This is a genomic window from Bradyrhizobium sp. CAR08 (assembly GCF_052871955.1).
The window spans coordinates 115918-136628 of record NZ_JBIXJX010000012.1 but is presented as its reverse complement, the minus strand read 5'-3'; the positions used below and the strand labels follow the sequence as shown (position 1 = coordinate 136628).

Sequence of the window (20711 nt, the reverse complement as noted above, 5' to 3'; positions counted from 1 at the left end):
AACTGCCGCATGTTATTCCTCCGTTGCAGCGACAAACTTTTTACAGGCCCGGGTTGGTCCCGGATCTGGCCGTTCCTTCGCGGGCTAGACCGTGCGGAAAATGAGTACGGCCGTGGCCAGCGAAATTCCTGATGCGATCCAAAGGCGCGAAATCTCAACTCCGTCCTCGCCGATCGGCAGCGTGGCGAGGGGGTCGGTGCCGGCGAAGGCGATCCACAGCAAGTGGATGACCGCCGCCGTGATCAGGGAGATGAACAGGCGGTCGCCGCGCGTGGTCGGGATGCGCAGCACGCCGACGCGCTCGGCTTCGGGATAAGCCACCCCGAGCCAGGTCATCACAGCCAGCGTGCAGGCGAGCGCGACAAAAAAGATCGTCGTCGGCGGCGTCCAGGCCATCCATGCAATCCATTCCATTGATGCCTCCCTAGACCCGACCGAGCGCGAAACCGCTCGCGATATAATTGCGGACGAACCAGATCACGAGTGCGCCCGGGATGATCGTCAGCACGCCGGCTGCCGCCAGCAGGCCCCAGTCCATGCCCGCAGCCGACACCGTGCGCGTCATGATCGCCGCGATCGGCTTGGCCGAGACCGAGGTCAGCGTGCGCGCGAGCAGCAGCTCGACCCAGGAGAACATGAAGCAGAAGAAGGCGGCGACGCCGATGCCGCTCGCAATCAGCGGCACCAGGATCTTGATGAAGAAGCGCGGGAAGGAATAGCCGTCGAGGAAGGCGGTCTCGTCGATCTCGCGCGGCACGCCGGAGACGAAGCCTTCCAGGATCCACACCGCCAGCGGGACGTTGAAGATGCAGTGCGCGAGCGCGACCGCCCAGGGCGTATCGAACAGCCCGATCGCCGAATAGAGATTGAAGAACGGCAGGGCATAGACCGCGGCCGGCGCCATGCGGTTCGAGAGCAGCCAGAAGAACAGATGCTTGTCGCCGAGGAAACGGTAGCGCGAGAACGCGTAGGCCGCCGGCAGCGCCACCGAGATCGAGATGATGGTGTTGAGGACGACATATTCCAACGAGTTGATATAGCCGGAATACCAGCTCTCATCGGTGAAGATGCGCTTGTAGTGCTGCAGCGTCGGCGCGTGCGGCCACAGCGTCATCGTCGAGACGATCTCGGCGTTGGTCTTGAAGCTCATGTTGACGAGCCAGTAGATCGGCAACAGCAGGAAGATCAAAAACAGCGCCATGATGAGGCGACGGCCGGGGATCGAGTGCATCACACGGCTCCTTCCTGCGGCTTCCGATCGCTGCCGGCGTTGGTCATGACGGTGTAGAAGATCCAGCAGACGATCAGGATGATGAGATTGTAGACCAGCGACAGCGCGGCGGCCTTGCCGAGGTCGAACTGGCCGAGCGCGATCTTGACCAGCTCGATCGAGACGAAAGTCGTCGAATTGCCGGGCCCCCCACCAGTCACCACGAACGGTTCGGTGTAGATCATGAAACTGTCCATGAAGCGCAGCAGCACCGCGATCAGCAGCACGCGGTTCATCTTCGGCAGCTGGATCGCCTTGAACACGGCCCAACGCGAGGCGCCATCGATCTGCGCCGCCTGGTAATAAGCCTCCGGGATCGACTTAAGTCCGGCATAGCACAGCAGCGCGACCAGGCTGGTCCAGTGCCAGACGTCCATCACGATGACCGTGACCCAGGCGTCGATGTCGTTGGAGACGTAATTATAATCGATGCCGGTCGCATTGAGGACATAGCCGAGCAGGCCGATGTCGGGACGGCCAAAGATCTGCCAGATCGTGCCGACCACGTTCCACGGGATCAGCAGCGGCAACGCGAGGATGACGAGGCAGGCCGCAACCGTCCAGCCCTGGCGCGGCATCGACAGCGCGACGACGATGCCGAGCGGCACCTCGATCGCGAGGATCACCAGCGAGAAGAACAGATTGCGGCCGAGCGAAGCGAGGAAGCGGCCGCCGAGGTCGGTCGAGGGATCGAGCAATTCCTTGAACCAGCCGACACCGTTCCAGAAGAACTGGTTGTTGCCGAAGGTGTCCTGCATCGAATAGTTCACCACCGTCATCAGCGGCAGCACTGCCGAGAAGGCGACGACCAGGAACACCGGCAGCACCAGGAACCAGGCTTTTTGGTTGACGGTCTTGTCCATCAGGCGGCTCCCTCCACCAGAAGGCTGTCGGCATAGACGTGGACGTGCGACGGATCGAATTTCAGGCCGGCCGTGCCGTCCGGGCTGGTGAAGCCGGCCGGCGCGCGCGCCGCTAGCTTGGCGTCACCGAGCCGCGCGCGCGCGAAGCGGATCCGGCCGAGGTCGTCGACGCGTTCGATCTTCGCACTGAGCAGGCCGGGCGCCGGCGCCACGGCCTCAACGAATTCCGGACGGACGCCGATCTCGATCTTCGCGCCAGCAGGCAGCTTGTCGTAGCTGCGGTTGAGCGCAATGACGTGACCGCCGATCTTGGCCTCACGGCCCCTCACCTCGGCCGGCAGGATGTTCATGCCGGGCGAGCCGATGAAATAGCCGACGAACGTGTGCGCCGGCTTGTCGAACAACTCGGCCGGCGTGCCGCTCTGCACCACGCGGCCGTCATGCATGACTACCACGGTGTCGGCGAAGGTCAGCGCCTCGGTCTGGTCGTGGGTGACGTAGATCATCGTCAGGTCGAGCTCGCGATGCAGCGCCTTCAACTTGGAGCGGAGCTGCCATTTCAGCTCGGGGTCGATCACGGTGAGCGGCTCGTCGAACAGCACGGCGGCAACGTCGGAGCGTACCAGGCCGCGGCCGAGCGAGATCTTCTGCTTGGCATCGGCCGTGAGCCGCGTCGCCTTGCGGTTCAGATAGGGCTCGAGGTCGAGCAAGCGGCCGATCTCGGCGACCCGCTTGTCGATCTCAGCCTTCGGCACGCCGCGGTTCTTCAGAGGGAACGCCAAATTTTGCCCCACCGTCATGGTGTCGTAGATCACCGGAAACTGGAACACCTGGGCGATGTTGCGCTTCTGGGTTGACAGCGGTGTGATGTCCTCGCCGTCGAACAGGATTTTCCCCCGCGACGGCGTGATGATGCCGGAGATGACGTTGAGCAGCGTGGTCTTGCCGCAGCCGGACGGCCCGAGCAGCGCATAGGCGCCGCCCTGCCGCCAGGTCATGGTGACAGGCTTGAGAGCAAAGCTGTCCTGCGGGGCATCATTGCCGCCGTAGGAGTGGGCGAGATCGACGAGGTCAATGCGGGCCATGTCGCATCCCCCTCAGGCTTTTTTCTTTGACGCGTTTTCTTCACGCGAACCGCTCGGCACTTCGCTTGAAAACGCTATGGGACCGGGTGCCGCGACCAGCCGGTCGGCAGCATCGAAAACGAACACGTCGTTGGGATCGAGCACGGCATCGAGGGTCTGGCCGGGCTCGAATTCGTGCACGCCGTGCAGCACCGCCACCCAGTTCGATCCGTCGCGGGTCAGATGCACGAAACTCTCCGAACCGGTGATCTCGGTCACCGTTACCGTGGCATGGAAGGCGTGGCGGTCAGTCTCGCCATTGGCAAGTGCGAGCTGATGGGCGCGAAATCCGACGCGATAGGCGCCGTCCGCGAGCGAGGAATAGAGACCGGACGCCGGCGCGGCAATGCCGCCCGCATATTGCACGGAACCGTTCTTCTTCTCGATGCCGACGAGATTCAGCGGCGGATCGGAGAACACCTGCGCGACCCGCAAGGTCTGCGGATGACGGTAGACCTTTGGAGTCTCGCCGATCTGGAGCGCCTCTCCCTGCCACATGCACACCGTGTTGCCGCCGAGCAGCAGCGCCTCGGTCGGCTCGGTGGTGGCATAGACGAAGATCGCGCCGGAGGCCTCGAAGATGCGCGGCAGCTCGGTGCGCAGTTCCTCGCGCAGCTTGTAGTCGAGATTGGCGAGCGGCTCGTCGAGCAGCACGAGGTCGGCGCCCTTCACCAGCGCGCGCGCCATCGCAGTTCGCTGCTGCTGGCCGCCGGAAAGCTGGAGCGGCGTGCGCTTCAGGAACGGCTCGAGCCGGAGCAGCCGGGCGGCTTCCGCAACGCGCGCCTCGATTTCGGCGCGCGGCTTGCCCTGCACGCGCAAAGGCGAAGCGATGTTCTCGTAGACCGACAGCGAGGGGTAGTTGATGAACTGCTGATAGACCATGGCGACCGAGCGCTGGCGCACGTCGACCCCGGTGACGTCCTTGCCGTTGACCAGCAGCTTGCCCGATGTCGGTTTGTCCAGGCCAGCGAGCAGCCGCATGATCGAGGTCTTGCCCGACAGCGTCGGCCCGAGCAGCACGTTGAGCGTGCCGCTCTCGAGCGTCAGCGAGACGTCGCGGATGTGTGGGACCCCGTCGACAGTCCGGGTCACGTGATCGAGTGTCACCGTCATGAGCGTCCTCCGGCTTCCAGCAGGGGACTTTGCTGCACGGCGTGGGTCCTGATCCAGTCGTCCAGCGCCGCGATCTCGTCGGCACTTAGTCGCAGGCCGAGCTTGGAACGGCGCCAGACGATATCTTCGGCAGTAACGGCCCATTCGTTGGCGATGAGATAGCGGACTTCGCGCTCGGTCAGCGTCGCACCGAAGGCCTGGCCGAGATCGACCGCCGATTTCGCATCCCCAAGCAGCTTGATCGCCCTCGTGCCATAGGAGCGCGCCAGGCGCCGCGCATGCTCGTGGCTGAGGAAAGGATAGCCGCGCTGAAGCTCGGCGATCAGGCCGTCGACATCGGACACGCCCATGTCGCCGCCGGGCAGCGGCCATTTGCCGGTCCAGCCTTCGCGTGCTTTCGCACTGCGAAGATAGGGCGCGAGCCGCTCCAGCGCCTCCTCGGCGAGACGGCGATAGGTCGTGATCTTGCCGCCATAGATCGACAGCAGCGGCACGCCGCCGGGCGTGTCGAGCTCGAACACATAGTCGCGCGTCGCGGCCTTGGCTTCGCTGGCCCCGTCGTCATAGAGCGGACGTACGCCGGAGTAGGTCCAAACCACGTCATCGGGCGTGACAGGCTTGGCCAGATATTCGCTCGCCGCCGTGCAGAGATACTGGATCTCTTCGGCCGTCGCCTTCACCTTGGCGGGATCGCCGTCATAGTCGCGGTCGGTGGTGCCGATCAGCGTAAAATCGTCCTGATAGGGAATGACGAAGATGATGCGGCCATCTGCATTCTGGAACATGTAGGCGCGGTCGTGGTCGTAGAGTTTTTTCACGACGATGTGCGAGCCCTGCACCAGGCGCACCTTGGCTTTCGCGTTGACGCCGGCGCCGCGGCCGAGCACATCCTCGACCCAGGGCCCGCCGGCATTGACAACCGCACGGGCCTGGATCGACGAGCGCGCGCCTGTCAGCGTGTCGATCATGCTGACGGTCCAGATGCCGTCTGACTGTTTGATATCCGTCGCGCGAGTGCGGGTGCGGATCTCGGCGCCCTTGTCAGCGGCATCGCGTGCGTTGAGCACGACGAGACGGGCGTCGTCGACGAAGCAGTCGGAATATTCGAACGCGCGGCCGTAGCGGTTCGGGATCAGCGGGCGGCCGACCTCGTCGCGTCGGAGGTCAACCGAGCGCGTCGCCGGCAACAGATGACGGCCACCGATGTGGTCATAGAGAAAGAGGCCGAGGCGCAGCAGCCAGGCCGGCCGCAGGCCCGCATGGTGCGGCAAAACGAAACGCAGGGGGCGAATGATGTGCGGCGCGATGCCCCAGAGAATTTCGCGCTCGATCAGCGCCTCGCGAACCAGCCGGAACTCGTAATATTCGAGATAGCGCAGGCCGCCATGCACCAGCTTGGTCGACCAGGACGACGTCCCGCTCGCCAGATCGTTCATTTCGCACAGGAAAACCGTGTTGCCGCGGCCCACCGCGTCGCGCGCGATGCCGCAGCCGTTAACACCGCCTCCAATAATGGCGAGGTCGAAAATACGATCCAACAGACGCATCCCCCGGCGACCGCCCGTTCAATCGAGCGGTTACTTTCGCTTTTGATTAGATCACACCAGAAAACGAAAGCAAGATGAAAGAGGAGAGAAACGAAGTGAAAGCGGAACTTTTAAGTGGGCACACGGGGGGCGAAATAGGCAGTTCAGGAGGGATTTGAGCGGCATTATTGCTCTTGAAAAGTCGTTGATGACCCTTATTAGTAAGAATAGTCATATTGGTCGTTATTTGCATGACAGAACACACTGCACCAGATTCACCAGCGACGGACTCTTGGACGCTTGCCAACGCCAAGGCCCGGCTCTCCGAGGTGATCGATCGTGCCCAAGCCGGCCCGCAAATCATCACCCGACACGGCAAGCCCAACGCGGTGATCGTTTCCGTCGAGGAATGGGCGCGCAAGACGGCGCGCAAAGGTACCTTGGCCGAATTCCTGCTGGCTTCGCCGCTGCGCAGCGGCGACCTCGAGCTTGAACGCGTTCACGACGCGCCGCACGACGAGCTGCCGTGAATCTACTGCTCGACACCAACGTGTTGTCGGAGGTCCAGAGGCCCGCCCCTTCGCCGAAAGTCTTGTCATGGCTTGATACGATCGACGAGGATCGTGCGTTCATCAGCGCGGCATCGATCGCCGAGCTTCGTCGCGGCATCGCGTTGCTGGAGGACGGCCGTCGCCGTGCAGCACTGGCCGCCTGGCTTGCCCGCGATCTGCCGGAGCGTTTTGCCGGGCGCACACTGCCGATCGACCACGCGGTCGCGGAACGCTGGGGTGACCTGATGGCTCAGAGTCGCAGAAGCGGCCTCGCATTGTCTGTCATGGACGGCTTCTTTGCCGCGACCGCGCTGGCAAACAACCTCATGCTCGTCACGCGCAATGTGAAGGATTTTGCGGTATTCGGCGTGCCGCTGCTGAACCCGTGGGACAACCCATAGTCCTACCTCAGCCGCACCACCGGCGCGGCCTCGGGCGCTTCTTGTGCCTCGGCCTGAGCCTCATCGACGTCCGCCCCCTTCGGCATCGCGGCCATCACCTCGATGCCCTTGCCGTGGCAGATGGTGGCGAGGCGCTCTGGCAATTCCTGGTCGGTGACGAAGGTCTGGATCTGGCTGATATGCGCGATGCGGACCGGCGCGCTGCGCCGGAGCTTGGTGGAATCAGCGACCAGCATGACGCTGCGGGCGTTGGCGATGATGGCCTGCGCCACCTGCACCTCGCGATAGTCGAAGTCGAGCAGCGCGCCCTCCTCGTCGATCGCGGACGCTCCGATGATGGCATAGTCGACCTTGAACTGGCCGATCAGCTGCGTCGCGGTCGAGCCGACCACCGCGCCGTCGGCGCGCCGCACCGTGCCGCCGGCGACCACCACCTCGATGCGGGGATGACGATAGAGCAGCATGGCGACGTTCAGATTGTTGGTGATAACGAGGAGGTCCTCGTGCGAGGTCAGCGCGCTCGCGACCTCCTCGGTCGTGGTGCCGATGTTGATGAAGAGCGAGCAGCCGTTCGGGATCAGCGAGGCGGCCGCGGCTCCAATCGCCTTCTTCTCGTCGGCGGCGACGAAGCGCCGCGCCTCGTAGGCGAGGTTTTCGACGCCGGATGCGATGATGGCGCCGCCATGAATGCGGGTCAGCGAGCGCCGCTCACAGAGGTCGTTGAGATCCTTGCGGATGGTCTGCGCCGAGACCTCGAACCGGCGCGCCAGCTCCTCGACCATGACGCGGCCCGAGGCTCGCGCGATGTTGAGGATTTCGGCTTGTCGATGAGTCAGTCCGGTCACGGCGATGGCCTCAAGTCAGGAAGCTGCATGGTGCGGCGGTTCGCGCGCTCGGTCAATGCGCGCGCCGATCACGGTTAACGGACGAAGGTCCTCACCATGCCATCGCGGCGGCGAGACGCGCCAGCAGCTCCGGATCGTCGAAGGCGCTGGCGGAGGCGATGGCCCCGGCGGCGACGAGATCAGCATGGCTGAGGCTGGTCCGGATACCGATGGTCGGAATGCCGGCCGCTGCGGCCGATTGCACGCCGGTGCGGGAGTCCTCGAACGCGATCGAGGCCATGGCGCTGGCGCCGGCAAAGCGCAACCCTTCCTGATAAGGCAGCGGATGCGGCTTGCCGTGCAACAGCTCGGCACCGATCACGAGCGCCTTGAAGCGGTGCGTGATGCCGAGGCCGGACAGCAGCAGCTCCGCATTGAGCCGCGGGGCATTGGTCACGGCAACCATGGGAATACCGGCCGCATCCGCCCTGTCGAGCAGCGCTATCAGGCCCGGCAGCGGCTCGATCTGCCCGGCAACAAGCGTGCGGAAGACTTCCTCCTTCTCATCGAGGATCAAGGCACGCCGTTCGGGCGCCTCGTCGGGCAGAAAACGCTCGCCGATCGATACATTCGCGAAGCCTTGCAGCTCTCTGGAGAAGCGCGCGTGATCGAAGACGTGGCCGCGAGGGCCGAGCACCAGATTGAACGCCTTCAAGTGCAGCGGATCGGTGTTGGCGAGCGTACCGTCGATGTCGAACAGCAACGCCCTGCCGATAGCCTCGATCATGTCCGTACTTTCCCGAATATATGACGCATCAATACGAAAGCCGTATCAATACAGCGTCAATCGCGCAATGACGCACGTGCATGAACAATACGCGACCCTCGACAAAGTCGCGTGCGACTGCAACACTCCATGCAAGACCAAAAAGGAGGAAACGATGACGATCAACCGACGCGATCTCGCTCTCTCGACTCTTGCCGTCCCAGCTCTTGCCGTCTCCACTCTTGCAGTTTCAGCGCTCACGACACCGGTGCTGGCGGCCTCGGCCGACGAGGAAGCGGTGGCGAAGAAGGTCGAGGCGTTCCGTCTTGCCCAGATCGCGGCCGATCCCAAGGCGCTCGGCGCACTCTGCGCCGAAGAGGTGAGCTACAGCCATTCCAGCGGCAAGGTCGAGGACAAGGCGACCTTCATCGCCAACGCCACCGACGGCAAATCCAAATTCCTGTCGATCGAGTACAAGGATCCGACCATCAAGGTCGTCGGCCCCGCTGCGATCGTGCGTTTCCACTGGGTGGCGGAACAGGAGATGGCGGCTGATGGGAAAAAAGTGCCGACCAACCTTCACATCCTGATGAACTGGCAGAAGCAGGGCGACGACTGGAAGCTGCTCTCACGGGCGGCGACGAAGTTATGAACAACGGCCCTTCCCCTCTCCGCTTGCGGGAGAGGGTGGCTTCGCGAAGCGAAGTCGGGTGAGGGGTTTCTCTCCGACAACGAATCCTCTCGCAGTGGAATTTGCGGAGACGACCCCTCATCCGGCGCTACGCGCCACCTTCTCCAACAAGGCGAGAAGGGAAGGCAGAGTTCGCGGCAAAAGATTCCCACCTCTCGGGCCACACGCGGCCCGGAATGACCCGCCGGAGGACTAAGCCGCTTCCTTCACATCACCGTTGACCAGCTTGCGCGCGGCGCGCTCGGCTTCGCGGGCGTTGCGGAAGAGCTGGCCTTCGAGACGGTTGAAGCGGCTGGACGAGGCGAAAAAGCAGTAGCCTCCCTGGGAACGAACGACGATACCTGCGGTCTGCGAATCGACTTCGATGATGTAGCTGTCCGACATGGTCCGTGGATTCCTCAGTGCGGGCAAACAACGGCAGTTCCGCCCAAAGGTTCCTGGGCATTTTGACGCCGTTCCACCCCGGATCGACACGCGACGGAGTACGCCGGGACCTCATCCGTTTTATGACTGGTTCTTGGCAAAGCCGCGGCGCCGTGACTCAGTCGCGCCGCGTTTGGCGTTGCCGCACGCATCAGACAGATGAGGCGCAACGCCGCGCGCGATTACGTCGCGATCGCGGTGTCGGTCGGGCGAACCGGCTGCGGGCGGCCGTGCTCGTCGATCGAGACGTAGGTGAAATTGCCGTCGGTGACGAGGAACGGTTGCTGCTCGCCGCGGCGCAGCGCCCATGCTTCCAGATGCACGGTGATGGAGGTGCGCCCGACGCGAACGAGGTGGGCGTGGACCGAAACGAGATCGCCGACATAGACGGCCTTGCGGAAGTTCATCGCCTCGATGGCGACGGTCACGGTGCGCGACTTCGCGACCTTTGACGCAAACACGCCGCCGCCGACGTCCATCTGGCTGAGCAGCCAGCCGCCGAAGATGTCACCGTTGGCGTTGGTGTCGGCAGGCATCGCCAGCGTGCGAATGCAGAGATCGCCGCCCGGCCCGGCATCGGCTTGCTCGTTCATGCCGCTCCCGCTTGAAGATTGCTCACTTGAATCTTGCTCACCTGAAACTGCTCACTTGAAAGTATCCCAGCCCGGATCCGGCGCAAAGCGCTCGCCGAATCTTCCGGCCAGCGCGCGCAAGGTGGATACGACATGATCGACGCCACGCGTGCGCGCATAATTCAACGGGCCGCCACGGAACGGTGCATAACCGGTGCCGAAGATCACGGCGCCGTCGACCATGTCGGCATCATCCACGATACCCTCGCGAAGCGCCGCGACGCAGACGTTGGACATCGGCAGCACCAGGCGGTCGATCATCTGGTCGGTGACGCGCGGACCGGTCTCGGGCAACGGCGCCTTCTCGGCCTTGCCGTCACGCCAGACGTAAAAGCCCTTGCCGGTCTTGCGGCCGAGTTCGCCCTTGGCGACCTTCTCGCGCAGCCAGGCCGGCGTCGGCGGCAGCAGATCGCCGAACTTGGTGCGCAGCATGTCGCCGACATCGAGACAAATGTCGAGCCCGACCTGGTCGGCCAGTTCGATCGGCCCCATCGGCATGCCGAACTGCTCCGCGGCGGCGTCGATCAGGCGCTGGTCGATCTTCTCGTCCAGCATCACCATCGCTTCCAGCATGTAAGGCGTCAGCGCGCGGTTGACGAGGAAGCCCGGCGAGCTCTTCACCGGCAACGGCAGCCGATCGATCGCGCCGACGAAGGCGAGTGCCTCCTTCAGCACCTGCGTATCGTTACCGTCATGGCTGACGACTTCGACCAGTTGCAACCGCGACACCGGGTTGAAGAAGTGGAGACCGACCAGCCGCTCCGGCCGCGCCAGCGTGGTGCGCAAATCCTGGAGCGGAATGCTCGACGTGTTGGTCGCGAGGATCGCGCCCGGCTTCATTCGCGGCTCGAGGCCGGCATAGACCTTCTGCTTCAGCTCGAGCTTCTCCGGGACCGCCTCAATGATGAGATCGGCGTTGCGAACACCTTCGCCATCCATGTCAGGCATGAGGCGATCGAGCGCGTCGCGCACCTCCGTGGGCTTGCGGATGATCTTGCCGTAGAGCTCGGTGGCGCGCTTGACTGCACCCGCGATCGGCTCTGCCTTCATGTCGGCGAGCGAGACGCGCAGCCCCTGCCCCGCGCACCAGGCCGCGATGTCACCGCCCATGGCGCCGGCGCCGATGACGTGGACATGCCTGATCGTGTTGCCGGAGCCTGCCGCTTTCTTCATCTGCTCGCGCAGGAAGAACACGCGGATCAAGTTCTGCGCGGTCGGCGTCACCATCAGCTTGGCGAACGAGGCCTGCTCTGCCCCGAGCATCGCGGCCTTGCTGCCGCCATGGGTCTCCCAGAGATCGATCAAGGCATAGGGCGCCGGATAATGCTCGCGGGACGCGGCCTTCGCCGCCTCCGATCGCATCCGTTTGGCCAGCAGCCCGCGCACCGGGCCGAAATTCGCCGCACGCGTCAGAAAACCCGGCCGCGCCCGCTTGAGGCGGCCGAACAGCGCATCCTTGACGGCATTGCGAACGTGGCGCTCCTGCGTCACGGTATCGACGAGGCCGAGCGATCTGGCGCGGCGGGCATCGATGGTGCGGCCGGTCAGCATCAGGGCCATCGATTGTGTCGGATTGACCAGCGCAGTGAAACGCGCGGTGCCGCCGAGACCGGGATGTAGCCCCAGCATCACCTCAGGGAAGCCGAAGCGCGCGCCGTCGATCGCGATGCGCGATTGGCAGGCGAGCGCGACTTCGAGCCCGCCGCCGAGGCAGAAGCCGTGGATCACCGCGACCGTCGGCAGCTTCAGCGCTTCAAGATGATCGACCACCGCATGGGCGGCGCGGATCCGCGTCTCCACCATCCCGGCATCACTGGCGCCGCGAAATTCGTTGACGTCGGCGCCCGCGATGAAGCCGGACGGCTTTGCGGAGCGGATCACGAGGCCGGCAGGGCGCTCGGTCTCGATCGCCGCCAGCACGGCGTCGAACTCCTCCATCACCTCCGAGGACAGCGTGTTGGCGCTGGCGTCAGTGCGGTCAAACAGCAGCCAGGCGACACCGTCGGCGTCGCGCGTCAGCTTGAAGTGCTTGTAGGGACGATCGGCGGCGGGCTTGGGCCCGAGCTCCAGCACGCGGTCGCCGAGCGCGGTCATGATCCTGGAATCCATGGTCATACCGCCTCGATCAGCATGGCGCCGCCGAGCCCGCCGCCGATGCATTCGGTGGCAACGCCGCGCCGCGTGCCGAGCCGCTTCATGGTGTTGACGAGATGCAGCACGATGCGATTGCCGGACGTGCCGACGGGATGCCCGAGCGAGATAGCGCCGCCATCGACGTTGAGTTTGTCGCGGTCGACCTCGCCGGCAGCGCCGTCCAGTCCCAAAATCTCGCGGCAGAACTTGTCGTCATTCCAGGCGGCGAGGCAGCCGAGCACTTGGGTGGCGAACGCCTCGTTGAGCTCCCAGGTCTCGACGTCCTGGATGGTGAGATCATTGCGCTTCAGTAACGGCGTCGCCGACATCACAGGACCGAGACCCATGATGCTTGGATCGAGTGCGGCCCAGTTGCTGTCGACGATGACGGCCTTCGGCGTCAGCTTGTGCCTGCCGACCGCTTCGTCGGACGCCAGGATCACCCAGGACGCGCCATCGGTGATCTGCGAGGAATTGCCGGCGGTGACCTGGCCCCAGGGACGCTCGAACACGGGCCGGAGTTTTGCGAGCCTCTCGGCCGTCGAGTCCGGACGCACGCCATCATCATGGTCGAAGAATTTTCCGTCGCGGGAGAACGCGGTTTCGACTTCGCCCTTGAGAAAACCTTCCGCCTGCGCATGCGCGAGCCGGCGATGGCTCTCGGCGGCATAGGCATCGGACTGCGCACGGGTGATGCCGAAGAGATGGCCGACGACTTCGGCCGTCTGGCCCATGTTCAGATCAGTAATGGGATCGGTCAGCCCGCGCTCGAGGCCGATGATCGGTTTGAGATAGCGCGGCCGCAGCTTGAAGGCCGCGGCAAGCTTCGCGGCGACGCCCTTGGCGGTGGCGAGGCCGGCGAACCAGCGCACGCCGGAATTGGGCCAGACCAGCGGCGCGTGGCTCAAGGCCTCGGTGCCGCCGGCCAGGATCATGTCGGCATGGCCCTCGCGGATGTAGCGGTACGCGGTGTCGATCGACTGCATGCCGGATCCGCAATTGATCTGAACGGTGAAGGCGACCATGTCCTCGCCCATGCCGAGCCGGAGCGCGGCGACGCGAGCCGGGTTCATTTCGTCCGCGATCACGTTGACGCAGCCGAGGATGACCTGGTCGAAGGTATCAGGCGAAAACGGCTGACGCGCCAGCAGTGGCCGGCCGCATTGCACGGCGAGATCGACCGGCGTGAACGGCCCCGGCCCCGAACGCGCCTTCAAAAACGGCGTCCGACTGCCGTCGACGATGAAAACCGGTCGTGCCATCAGCTCGCCGCCCTCTGTTCACCGAGTTCCTGGAAGAACTGATGCACGTCGCCGGTTTTCTTGTAAATCGGCGACAGCGCCTCCGGCGCAAAATCGTCGACCTCGATCACCTTTGTAACGGCTTCGCGGGCCGCGGCCAGCTGCTCGCCCTCCGCCTGCGTGATCACACCCTTGGCCACCGCATCCTTCCAGTCGCTCAGATGAGCCGCGCGCATGCGCCTGGCGATGGCGTCCGCACCTGCGATCAGGTTGAACGCGCGCTCCAGCCGGGCGAAGCCGCCATCGTCGTCGACATAAGCGAGATCGGGCGTGAGGCGGTCGCGCGCGGCCGACGGCTCCAGCACGAGGCTCGCGCATTGATGCACGACCCGGTCGGAGGGACCCAGCACGCGGGCGCCGAAGGGCTGGACCACGAATTTGAGGATGCCTGCGACGAAGCGGTTCGGCAGATTGGCGAGAATCTCGGCAAGCCGGTTCTCGATGGTCCGAAAGCCCGTCGCCATGCACCATTCGAGCGCGGCAAAATCCTCCTTCTGCCGGCCCTCGTCCTGCCAGCGCTTCAGCGCGGCAGAGAGCAGATACAGCTCGGACAGGATGTCGCCGAAGCGCGCCGACAGCATCTCTTTGCGCTTGAGCGCGCCGCCGAGCGTCAACAGCGCCATATCGGCGCAGAGGGCAAAAGCCGCCGAGTAGCGCGAGAGCTGACGATAGAATGGCCTGGCGTCACCCGCATCGGGTGCAAGCGCGAAGACACCAAAGCTCCAGCTCCGGCCGAACGCGCGCAAGAGTGTCTCGAAGCTGTGGCCGACATGTTTCCAGAACACCTTGTCGAAGGCGGTGAGCCCGCGCTCGCGATCGGCATCGGCAAGCGCATTCATCTCGTCGAGCAGATAGGGATGGGCGCGGATGGCGCCCTGTCCGAACACGATGAGATTGCGGGTGAGGATATTGGCGCCCTCGACGGTGATGCCGACCGGAACGGCGCGGTGGAGATTGCCGAGATAGTTTTGCGGACCGTCGATCACGGCCTTGCCGCCATGGATGTCCATAGCGTCGTCGACCGCGGTGCGCATCCGCTCGGTCGCGTGCAGCTTCATGATGCCCGAGATGACGGCGGGATGGATCCCGGCATTCAGTGCCGCGCAGGTCAGCCGTCGCGCCGCGTCGAGCTGATAGGCAGTGGCGACAATGCGGGCGAGCGGCTCCTCGACGCCCTCGAATTTGGAGATGGAGATGCCGAACTGCTCGCGGATGCGGGCATAGGCGCTGGTGGTGCGGGCGGCATAGGCGGCGCCGGCGGCGGAGAGCGACGGCAACGAGATGCCGCGGCCGGCGGCGAGCGCGGTCATCAGCATCTTCCAGCCCTGCCCCAGCCGCGCCTGGCCGCCGATGACGTAGTCGAGCGGAATGAAAACGTCGCGGCCCCAGTTCGGACCGTTCTGGAAGACCTGCATCGAGGGCAAATGGCGTTTGCCGATTTCGACGCCGGGAAGATTGGTCGGGATCAGCGCCACGCTGATGCCGAGCTCTTCCTGGTCGCCGACGAGATAATCGGGATCATAGGCCTTGAAGGCGAGGCCAAGCAGCGTCGCGACGGGGCCGAGCGTGATGTAGCGCTTGTGCCAGTTGAGCTTCAGGCCCAGCACCTCCTGGCCCTCGAAGGTGCCTTTGCAGATGATGCCGGTGTCGACCATCGAGGCGGCATCAGAGCCGGCCTCGGGGCTGGTGAGGCCGAAGCAGGGAATGTCGCGGCCATCGGCAAGACGCGGCAGCCAGCGCTGCTGCTGCTCCTTCGTGCCGAAGTGCATCAGGAGCTCGCCGGGGCCCAACGAGTTCGGCACCATCACCGTCACCGCGGCGGCGATCGAGCGGGTCGATATCTTGCGCACCACTTCCGAATGCGCATAGGGCGAGAAGCCGAGGCCGCCGAACTCCTTCGGAATGATCATGCCGAAGAATTTTTCGCGCTTGACGAAGTGCCAGACATCGGGCGGCAGGTCGCGCCATTCCCAAAAGATCTTCCACTCGTCGAGCATGGCGCAAAGCTCGTCGACGGGGCCGTTGAGGAAGGCCCGCTCCTCTTCGGTCAGCGTTGCCTGCGGGACCTTCAGCAGCTTCGACCAATCGGGGTTGCCGGTGAAGAGATCGGCGTCCCACCAGACGTCGCCGGCCTCCAGCGCCTCGCGCTCGGTGTCCGACATCGCCGGCAGCACGCCGCGCGCCCAGGAGAAAATCGGCTTGGTCAGGGTGTCGCGGCGGAAGCTCATGGCGGACCTCATGCATCGGCGCGGTGATCGGGCATTTTAGCGGAAAGTGGCCGGCGGCGGTGAAGACTTCGCCTGCGGAAAGACGCGAATTGACGCGGCCGGGCAGCCGCCCAGGGGCCATAACGGCCGAGGCGTGGTGGCAGTTCCGGGAGGGGATGGCTTCGCGGTCGGCCGGTCTAATCCGGCCGCGCCATCTCGAACATGTTTTCCGGCTTGATTTCGAAATAATCCCCGCTGCGGCCGGCGCGTACGATCGGGCGGGCGGCGGCGGTCTGGTAGACGCCGTCCTTGATCATGGCCTTGTCGATGTGGACGGCAACGACCTCGCCGAGCGTCAGCCAGGCATTGGCTTCCTTGCCGTCGGCGCCCTTGAGGCGGACGATATCGGACACCTTGCATTCGAAGGCGACGGGACTCTCGCCGACGCGCGGCACGTTGACGAGCCTGCCGGGCACGGCGGTGAGGCCCGCAACTTTGAACTCGTCGACCTCAGGGCCAACATGCGCCGCAGTCGCGTTCATGTGCCTGGCCAGGTCCATGGTGGCGAGGTTCCAGACGAACTCGCCGGTCTGCTGGATGTTTTCGACCGTGTCCTTCCAGTTGGTGGAGGAGAAGCCGATGATCGGGGGGACGTAGCAGAACGCGTTGAAGAAGCTGTAGGGCGCGAGGTTGACGTGGCCGTTGGTGTCGCGCGACGAAATCCAGCCGATCGGCCGCGGCGCGACGATGGCGTTGAAGGGATCGTGCTTAAGGCCGTGGCCCTTGGCGGGCTCGTAGAAGTGCAGGTCTTTGTCGGTCACGCGCTGTTTCCTTCTCGTCATTGCGCGAAGCAATCCAGAATCCCTCCGCAGAGACAGTCTGGATTGCTTCGCAAAGCTCGCAATGACGGAGTTGTTGATCCGTCCTTGCCCGCCATCAGCCGTGATTCCGTGGCGGTCGGCCTGCTTATAGGAGGAAATCCGCCGCCGCGTCAGTGGCGCGGGGACAATCCCGCGATGACGAAATCGATCATCTGGTCGATGGTCGGGCCCGGCTTGGTAGCGCACTGGGCGATCATCTGGGGGTGGAAAAAGCGCATCATCGCGGTGCAGGCGCACAGCGCAGCCAGTTGCAGGTCCGGCGCCTCGAACTCGCCGGAAGCCACGCCTTGCGCGATCATCTGGCCGATGACCCCGGCAATGCACTCCATGTGGTTGACGCAGACGTCCCAGTCCTCCTGCATCGCGATCTCGACCATCTCGTGCAGCTTATTGTCGCCGACATAGCGCTCGGTGTTCATGCGATTGATGGTGGTGAGCAGCTCACGGAATCGCGGCAGTACCGGACCGGGCCTGGCCACGATCCGCTGCGCTTCCAGCTCGACCTCGCCCATTAGCGAACGGGCCACCGCCTGATGGATCGCCTTCTTCGATTCGAAGAAGCGATAGACGTTGGCGGGGCTCATCTTGAGCTCCTTGGCGATGTCGCCGACCGTGGTCTTGAGATAGCCGATCTGGCGGAACAGCCTCTCGGCCACCTCGAGAATGCGTTCCCGGGTGTCGCCTTCGATATGTTCCGAAACCAGTGTCATCTGTCAGACTCGTCAATCAGCAGTTCATCTTCACTTATTCAGCCGCCTCAGCAAGCGGAATTGCGTTCTGGTCATCGCTCCCATGCTGCGGCGCGGCAGGCTGCTCGGGCGTGCCCGCCTCATCCAGGCTCTTGCGGAACCAGAGGGCGTAGAGGCCCGGCAGGTACAGCAGCGTCAGGAAGGTCGCGACGAACAAGCCACCCATGATGGTGATCGCCATCGGCCCCCAGAACGCCGAGCGCGACAGCGGGATCATGGCGAGGATGGCGGCAAGCGCCGTCAGCACCACCGGACGGGCGCGGCGGACGGTGGCCTCCACGATCGCCTCGCGGCGGGTCAGGCCGTGCGAGACGTCGGTCTCGATCTGATCCACCAAGATGACCGCGTTGCGCATGATCATGCCGGCAAGCGCGATCAGGCCGAGCAGGGCCACGAAGCCGAACGGGGCGTTGGCGATGTTGAGCCCGAAGGAGGCGCCGACAATGCCGAGCGGCGCGGTCAGGAACACCAGGATCAGGCGCGAGAAGCTCTGCAGCTGGAACATCAGCAGCGTCAGCATCACCATGACCATCAGCGGGAAGAGAATGAAGATCGAGGCGTTTCCCTTGGCGGATTCCTCGAACGCGCCGCCCGCCTCGATGCGGTAGGCCGGCTCCAGGTTGTCCTTGATTGCCTTCAGCTTCGGCGCGATCTGGCCGGTGACGTCGGGCGCCTGCACGCCGTCGACGACGTCGGAGCGCACGGTGATCGCCATGTCGCGGTTACGCCGCCACATGATCGGTTCCTCGTGCGCATACTCGATCTTGGCGATCTGCTGCAGCGGCACGGCCACGCCGTTGCGCGAGGTGATGGTGAGATCGCCGACGGCGCCGAGGTCGAGCCGCTCGGACGAGACGGCGCGCGCGACCACGCCGACCTTTTCGATGCCGTCGCGCACGGTCGTCACCTGCGAGCCCGAGATCAGCATCGACAGCGCCTGCGACACGTCCTGCGGGGTCAGGCCCATGGCGCGTGCGCGATCCTGGTCGACGACAAGCTTGAGGTAAGGCGACTGCTCGTTCCAATCGAGCTGGACGTCCTTGACGCTCTTGTTCTGCCGCATGACGTCGCGGACCTGGTAGGCGATCTCGCGCACCTTGTTGGCGTCGGGTCCGATGACGCGAAACTGCACGGGAAAACCAACGGGGGGACCGAAATTGAAGCGGTCGACGCGCACGCGGGCCTCGTTGAGCGCGCCGTCGGCAACGGCGTTTTCAAGCTTGGCCTTGATGCGCTCGCGCGCCTCGACGCCCTTTGCGACGATGACGATTTCGGCAAAAGCCTCGTTCGGAAGCTGCGGATTGAGGCCGAGCCAGAAGCGCGGCGAGCCCTGTCCGACATAGGCCGTGTAGGTCTCGATGTCCTTGTCGTCCTTGAGCATGGTCTCGGCCTTCTTCACCGCCTTTTCGGTGACGTTGAAGGCGGTGCCCTCGGGCAGGCGAAGCTGGAGGAACAGCTCGGGACGCTCGGACAGCGGGAAGAACTGCTGCTGGACGTGGCCGAAGCCGACGATCGAGGCGATGAAGACGCCGACGGTCGCGACCACCACGGTGATGCGGTGGTTGACGCACCACTGCACGATGGCGCGCAAGCCCCGATACATGCGGGTCTCGTAGACCGCGTGCGGATCGTGATTGTGGTGCACCTTGATGTTGGGCAGCAGCATGACGCCGATATAGGGCGTGAAGATCACCGCCACGAACCAGGATGCGACCAGCGCGATCGCCACGATCCAGAAGATGCTGCCGGCATATTCGCCGACCGCGGAATTGGCAAAGCCGATGGGGAGGAAGCCAGCGGCCGTGACCAGCGTTCCCGTGAGCATCGGAAACGCAGTGGATTCCCAGGCAAAGGACGCCGCACGCATGCGGTCCCAGCCCTGCTCCATCTTCACCACCATCATCTCGACGGCAATGATGGCGTCATCCACCAGCAGGCCGAGCGCGATGATCAGCGCACCGAGCGTGATGCGGTGCAGGTCGAGCGACATCGTGTTCATGACGACGAAGACGATGCCGAGCACCAGGGGCACCGACAATGCGACCACGATGCCGGTGCGCCAGCCAAGCGCCAGGAACGACACGAACAGCACGATGACGAGGGCTTCCATGAAAGAGTGTACGAACTCGCCGACCGCGTGCTCGACCACCTTGGGCTGGTCGGCGATCAGTTTGACGTCGACGCCCTGCGGCACCGCCTTCATGAATTCAGCCGTCGCCTTCTCGACCTCCTTGCCGAGATCGAGGATGTTGGCGCCCTTGGCGGTGACGACGCCGATGCCGATCGCGGCCTTGCCTTCCTGGCGCACGATGAAGCTCGGCGGGTCGACATAGCCATGGGTGACGGTGGCGATGTCGCCGAGGCGGAACACGCGGCCGTTGCTCTCGACCGGGGTTTCGGCGACGGCCTTGGCGCCGTCGAGCGCACCGGTGACGCGCAGCGGCACGCGCTGCGACGAGGTCTCGACCGTGCCGGCCGGCGTCACGTTGTTCTGCTTGGCGAGCGAATCGAACAGCGCCTGCGGCGTGATGCCGAGCGTGGCGAGCTTGGCATGGCTGAACTCGACGAAGATGCGCTCATCCTGGTTGCCGTAAACGTCGACCTTGGTCACGCCCGGCACCTTCAGAAGGCGCTGACGGAAACCTTCCGAGACCTTCTTGAGCTGGGCGTAGTCGGCGCCGTCGCCCGTCATCATGTAGAGGATGGAATCGACGTCGGAGAACTCGTCGTTGACGACGGGCCCGAGAATCCCTGCGGGCAGCTGGCCCTGCACGTCGACCAGCTTCTTGCGCAGCAGATAAAAGAGATACGGCACGTCCTTCGGCGGCGTAGAATCGCGGAAGGTCACCTGGAGCGCAGTGAATCCGGGCTTGGAATAGGTCTGCACCTTCTCGAAGTAGGGCAGCTCCTGGATCTTCTTCTCGATGGGATCGGCGACCTGCGCCTGCATTTCCTGCGCTGTCGCGCCCGGCCACAGCACGGAGACGTTGACCACCTTCACCGTGAAGAACGGATCCTCGGCGCGACCGAGCTTCTGATAGGAGAAGAATCCGGCGACGCCGAGTATGAGCATCAGGAACAGGATCAGCGTCGGATGGCTGACGGCCCAGGCCGAAAGATTGAAGCGCTTCATCGCACTCTCCAAAGATGATCCGGTTGCAAAAAACCACAGCCGCTCTGTTGAACGCGTCGTCGCGAGGCAGCGAAGCAATCCAGGGGGCTGGGCAGGTTCTGGATCGCTTCGCCGCTTCAGCCC

Annotated in this window: 19 protein-coding genes; 3 read left to right on the top strand and 16 right to left on the bottom strand. The window is 64.3% G+C overall.

The features are described from left to right. Nucleotides 1-84: 84 nt before the first annotated feature. The 6 genes from ACIPUD_RS24740 to glpD are packed head-to-tail and all read right to left on the bottom strand — an operon-like array spanning nucleotide 85 to nucleotide 5917. A complete protein-coding gene (locus tag ACIPUD_RS24740) occupies nucleotides 85-414 on the bottom strand; it encodes a DUF2160 domain-containing protein (protein WP_446481728.1) in 330 nt (109 codons plus the stop codon). Nucleotides 415-424: 10 nt separating this feature from the next. Then, nucleotides 425-1231 (bottom strand): carbohydrate ABC transporter permease, encoded by an 807-nt coding sequence (locus ACIPUD_RS24735; protein ID WP_018454979.1) that lies wholly within the window; start codon nucleotides 1229-1231, stop codon nucleotides 425-427. Continuing rightward, complete coding sequence (locus tag ACIPUD_RS24730) at nucleotides 1231-2133, bottom strand: carbohydrate ABC transporter permease (protein WP_446481727.1); 903 nt, start codon at nucleotides 2131-2133, stop codon at nucleotides 1231-1233. The genes ACIPUD_RS24735 and ACIPUD_RS24730 overlap by 1 nt, the downstream gene beginning before the upstream one ends. After that, nucleotides 2133-3218 (bottom strand): ABC transporter ATP-binding protein, encoded by a 1086-nt coding sequence (locus tag ACIPUD_RS24725; protein WP_018454981.1) that lies wholly within the window; start codon nucleotides 3216-3218, stop codon nucleotides 2133-2135. The genes ACIPUD_RS24730 and ACIPUD_RS24725 overlap by 1 nt, the downstream gene beginning before the upstream one ends. A gap of 12 nt (nucleotides 3219-3230) precedes the next feature. Continuing rightward, nucleotides 3231-4370 carry an ABC transporter ATP-binding protein gene (locus ACIPUD_RS24720; protein ID WP_018454982.1) on the bottom strand — a complete coding sequence of 380 codons (1140 nt, stop codon included), beginning with the start codon at nucleotides 4368-4370 and terminating at the stop codon, nucleotides 3231-3233. Further along, nucleotides 4367-5917 carry a glycerol-3-phosphate dehydrogenase gene (glpD, locus tag ACIPUD_RS24715; protein ID WP_446481726.1) on the bottom strand — a complete coding sequence of 517 codons (1551 nt, stop codon included), beginning with the start codon at nucleotides 5915-5917 and terminating at the stop codon, nucleotides 4367-4369. Before glpD ends, ACIPUD_RS24720 begins: the two co-directional genes overlap by 4 nt. 230 nt (nucleotides 5918-6147) lie before the next feature. On the opposite strand from glpD, the gene ACIPUD_RS24710 reads away from it, so the two are divergent. Both ACIPUD_RS24710 and ACIPUD_RS24705 read left to right on the top strand, forming a co-directional pair. Then, nucleotides 6148-6426 (top strand): type II toxin-antitoxin system Phd/YefM family antitoxin, encoded by a 279-nt coding sequence (locus ACIPUD_RS24710; protein ID WP_018454984.1) that lies wholly within the window; start codon nucleotides 6148-6150, stop codon nucleotides 6424-6426. Beyond that, the gene (locus ACIPUD_RS24705) at nucleotides 6423-6848 is read left to right on the top strand and encodes a type II toxin-antitoxin system VapC family toxin (protein ID WP_018454985.1); all 426 of its coding nucleotides are present in this window, start codon (nucleotides 6423-6425) and stop codon (nucleotides 6846-6848) included. The genes ACIPUD_RS24710 and ACIPUD_RS24705 overlap by 4 nt, the downstream gene beginning before the upstream one ends. A gap of 2 nt (nucleotides 6849-6850) precedes the next feature. Here ACIPUD_RS24705 and ACIPUD_RS24700 read toward each other — a convergent pair whose 3' ends face one another. Continuing rightward, nucleotides 6851-7693 carry a DeoR/GlpR family DNA-binding transcription regulator gene (locus ACIPUD_RS24700; protein WP_018454986.1) on the bottom strand — a complete coding sequence of 281 codons (843 nt, stop codon included), beginning with the start codon at nucleotides 7691-7693 and terminating at the stop codon, nucleotides 6851-6853. Between the two features lie 91 nt (nucleotides 7694-7784). After that, nucleotides 7785-8459: an HAD family hydrolase gene (locus ACIPUD_RS24695; protein WP_377790035.1), complete on the bottom strand. Its 675-nt coding sequence runs from the start codon at nucleotides 8457-8459 to the stop codon at nucleotides 7785-7787. 154 nt (nucleotides 8460-8613) lie between these two features. Here ACIPUD_RS24695 and ACIPUD_RS24690 point away from each other — a divergent pair, with 154 nt between their 5' ends. Continuing rightward, nucleotides 8614-9090, top strand: coding sequence for a nuclear transport factor 2 family protein (locus ACIPUD_RS24690; protein WP_026232853.1), 477 nt, complete (start codon nucleotides 8614-8616; stop codon nucleotides 9088-9090). Between the two features lie 231 nt (nucleotides 9091-9321). On the opposite strand, the gene ACIPUD_RS24685 is transcribed toward ACIPUD_RS24690, so the two are convergent. From ACIPUD_RS24685 to ACIPUD_RS24650, 8 genes are all read right to left on the bottom strand, one after another. Beyond that, nucleotides 9322-9513, bottom strand: coding sequence for a hypothetical protein (locus ACIPUD_RS24685; protein ID WP_085352666.1), 192 nt, complete (start codon nucleotides 9511-9513; stop codon nucleotides 9322-9324). Nucleotides 9514-9734: 221 nt separating this feature from the next. Further along, the gene (locus ACIPUD_RS24680) at nucleotides 9735-10145 is read right to left on the bottom strand and encodes an acyl-CoA thioesterase (RefSeq protein WP_018454990.1); all 411 of its coding nucleotides are present in this window, start codon (nucleotides 10143-10145) and stop codon (nucleotides 9735-9737) included. A 51-nt stretch (nucleotides 10146-10196) separates the two neighbouring features. Further along, nucleotides 10197-12293 carry a 3-hydroxyacyl-CoA dehydrogenase NAD-binding domain-containing protein gene (locus ACIPUD_RS24675; protein ID WP_446481725.1) on the bottom strand — a complete coding sequence of 699 codons (2097 nt, stop codon included), beginning with the start codon at nucleotides 12291-12293 and terminating at the stop codon, nucleotides 10197-10199. Nucleotides 12294-12295: 2 nt separating this feature from the next. Then, nucleotides 12296-13579 (bottom strand): acetyl-CoA C-acetyltransferase, encoded by a 1284-nt coding sequence (locus tag ACIPUD_RS24670; protein WP_446481724.1) that lies wholly within the window; start codon nucleotides 13577-13579, stop codon nucleotides 12296-12298. Then, on the bottom strand, nucleotides 13579-15846 hold the full coding sequence (locus tag ACIPUD_RS24665) for an acyl-CoA dehydrogenase (RefSeq protein ID WP_446481723.1): 2268 nt from the start codon (nucleotides 15844-15846) through the stop codon (nucleotides 13579-13581). Before ACIPUD_RS24665 ends, ACIPUD_RS24670 begins: the two co-directional genes overlap by 1 nt. Before the next feature lie 176 nt (nucleotides 15847-16022). Next, nucleotides 16023-16646 carry a flavin reductase family protein gene (locus tag ACIPUD_RS24660; RefSeq protein ID WP_247475139.1) on the bottom strand — a complete coding sequence of 208 codons (624 nt, stop codon included), beginning with the start codon at nucleotides 16644-16646 and terminating at the stop codon, nucleotides 16023-16025. A 170-nt stretch (nucleotides 16647-16816) separates the two neighbouring features. After that, the gene (locus ACIPUD_RS24655) at nucleotides 16817-17416 is read right to left on the bottom strand and encodes a TetR/AcrR family transcriptional regulator (protein WP_085361299.1); all 600 of its coding nucleotides are present in this window, start codon (nucleotides 17414-17416) and stop codon (nucleotides 16817-16819) included. A gap of 34 nt (nucleotides 17417-17450) precedes the next feature. Then, complete coding sequence (locus tag ACIPUD_RS24650; RefSeq protein ID WP_317244928.1) at nucleotides 17451-20588, bottom strand: efflux RND transporter permease subunit; 3138 nt, start codon at nucleotides 20586-20588, stop codon at nucleotides 17451-17453. Nucleotides 20589-20711 lie beyond the last annotated feature (123 nt).